Raw genomic sequence first — 2314 nt, 5'->3', positions numbered from 1 at the left:
ACCATCATGCATACTGTAGTAAAACAAATGAGTGTCAGAAATCGAAAATCGTCTTTCGTGCTTATGGAGGAAGCGCCAACCATTAAGCTCCTAAACATGACTAGAATACCGGCAACACTCAGGAGTTTTGATGTGTCTACCGTTTATGTGATGCAGGATAAAATTCAGAATGATATACTCTATGGAGATAAATCCAGTAAGGCTATTTTATCTAATTTATCCTATCAGTTTTTTGGTAAGGCCAACGATCCCGATACCGCGAAATACTATGAGCAGTTTTTTGAAATGATTAAAGTACCTACTAAAAGTATTAGTAAGAATAGTGGACTGAGTTTTGAAAGCCGGATAACCGAAGGGGAGCGGGAAGTATCAAAACGACGTGCCAATATTTTCTTTAGATTAAGACAAGGGGAGTTTATCTCTTTTGCTGATGGAAAGGACAAAAAGGTAAAGTTTAAACTGCAAAAGATTAGTAAAGAATTACCTCCGAATCCAGAAGATATCAATGAAGATCAACTCAATTTTCATTATGAGAAAATCTATAGAGAGGTCAAAGCTATCTTTAAGTCTGGGTAAACTTTATTGAGCTTGTTCGTCGATATAGTAATTTATAAATTCAGTAATATCATCTTTTATGAATTCCCAGTGTTTACCTAAAAGACAAATAGGATCAAAGTCATCATCTGCCTGGCTAAAGTCAATGAAATTCTTGAGAATAAGTAATGGATCATGATCGTAAGGGTAGCGCTGTTCATGTAAAGCCAACATATCCTGAACTTTAAACTTATAAAATAACTCATGTAAATCCCAGAAATCCTTTTTACGGCCACCTCTTTGAACCACATCCAGTTTCATAGCTATGATTTCTTCAAGGGTAGCCATTCGGATGCCATCCACTTCTATAGCTGGTTGAATATATGGGTCGGTATAAAACACATCTAATTTTATGGTGTTGTCAGCGTCAGTGCCAACAAAATAGGATTTACCCAGTCCCACAGGGATATTCTCCAAATGGTCAATATAAGCAAAATTAGATTCCAGAAAGTTTTGAATCCCATCAAAATCTATAGAACCATATTCCTGATCACTGAACAAATCAATGTCAATCGATTCCCGATGTCCAATTTGTAAACTTAGCGCCGTCCCTCCAACCAATCGGAACGTTTCGAATTCCTTGGCAGACATTAAAAGCTTAAGGCTATCCCTTAAGAGGTCATTGACGGTATTGTAATGTAACATGTGCTAAAAATACAATTATCAGTGAGAAACCTGATATGATTTTCTTGTTTTCGATTGAAGTACTGTATCTACTTTTTTAGTGCCGTAGAAACGACGAATTTCAGCTTTCTCTGCATCATTACCTCGTTCAAAAACTCTTTGAATAACGGCTTTAAATTGCCTATCCCAATCGATTTTTGAAATATCCGTATCCCAGAACAAAGACTTTCTTAAAATAGATAGGTTAGGACTTGCAGATTTTTGTTTTTCCTTCTCTTGAGAAATATCGAAATACGTCTGTAAAAGAGCTAAAGTACCCTCTTCTAATTCTAGTTTATCTTCTATCTTAAGTGCTAGGGCCGTATTTAAGTTTCTTCGCCCTTTGGTTATCGCATTTAAGGTTTGTGGGTGTTCATTAATAGACAAGGCAAATGGGCGCTGACGTATCATACGCTTTTTCAGGATGTGTTCTAAAATGAATCCTGGATGAATTCCTTTAAACTTCTCTATTAATTTATTCATACTACAAATGTAAACAAATTTGTTTATAAATTAATTGTTGATTAATCTAAAACTATGTTAAATGAAATTTTCACTGAAGTATTAAATGGTTTGTTATGAATTGATTATAGGATGATTTCTTAAAGATTACAGTTTAAGCTATGTAATATTTTTAATATATTTAGTGAAATAAATTAAACTAAGTAATATGGCAAAATTTGAAATCTATAAAGACAATGGCGGAGAATTCCGTTTTAGACTTAAAGCAAGTAATGGGCAAAATATCCTGGCTAGTGAAGGGTATGCCGCCAAGTCAGGATGTACAAATGGTATTGAATCCGTAAAAAAGAATGCGCCAGATGATTCAAAGTATGAGCGCCTAGAATCCAAAGGAGGTAGTCCATACTTTAATTTAAAAGCTGGAAACAATCAGGTTATAGGAACCAGTCAGATGTATTCTTCAACCAGTGCGATGGAAAATGGTATCGAGTCCGTGAAAACCAATGCGCCATCAGCTGAAGTGGAGGATTTGACTTAGGGTTAAACATAAATTTTAGTTTAAAAGGTTACATGGTTTTGTAGCCTTTTTTTATTC

The 2314-nt window shown here is 35.0% G+C and carries 4 protein-coding genes; 2 read left to right on the top strand and 2 right to left on the bottom strand.

Features of this window, described 5'->3' with window-relative positions; genetic code table 11:
* Positions 1–576: TraM recognition domain-containing protein (locus ICJ83_RS16895; RefSeq protein ID WP_188231583.1), on the top strand; the 576-nt coding region annotated here is incomplete at its 5' end.
* Positions 577–579: 3 nt separating this feature from the next.
* Here the strand turns inward: ICJ83_RS16895 and ICJ83_RS16890 are convergent.
* Together ICJ83_RS16890 and ICJ83_RS16885 are read right to left on the bottom strand one after the other, a co-directional pair.
* Positions 580–1185, bottom strand: coding sequence for a nucleotidyl transferase AbiEii/AbiGii toxin family protein (locus ICJ83_RS16890; RefSeq protein ID WP_223154838.1), 606 nt, complete (start codon positions 1183–1185; stop codon positions 580–582).
* Between the two features lie 72 nt (positions 1186–1257).
* Positions 1258–1740 (bottom strand): helix-turn-helix transcriptional regulator, encoded by a 483-nt coding sequence (locus ICJ83_RS16885; protein ID WP_188231581.1) that lies wholly within the window; start codon positions 1738–1740, stop codon positions 1258–1260.
* A 187-nt stretch (positions 1741–1927) separates the two neighbouring features.
* Here ICJ83_RS16885 and ICJ83_RS16880 point away from each other — a divergent pair, with 187 nt between their 5' ends.
* Positions 1928–2257 (top strand): YegP family protein, encoded by a 330-nt coding sequence (locus ICJ83_RS16880; RefSeq protein ID WP_188231580.1) that lies wholly within the window; start codon positions 1928–1930, stop codon positions 2255–2257.
* Positions 2258–2314 lie beyond the last annotated feature (57 nt).

It is taken from the genome of Aestuariibaculum sediminum (assembly GCF_014596945.1).
In the GTDB taxonomy this organism is placed as follows: Bacteria; Bacteroidota; Bacteroidia; order Flavobacteriales; family Flavobacteriaceae; genus Aestuariibaculum; species Aestuariibaculum sediminum.
The sequence above is the reverse complement of the archived record's forward strand: the minus strand, read 5'-3'. Positions and strand labels throughout refer to the sequence as shown.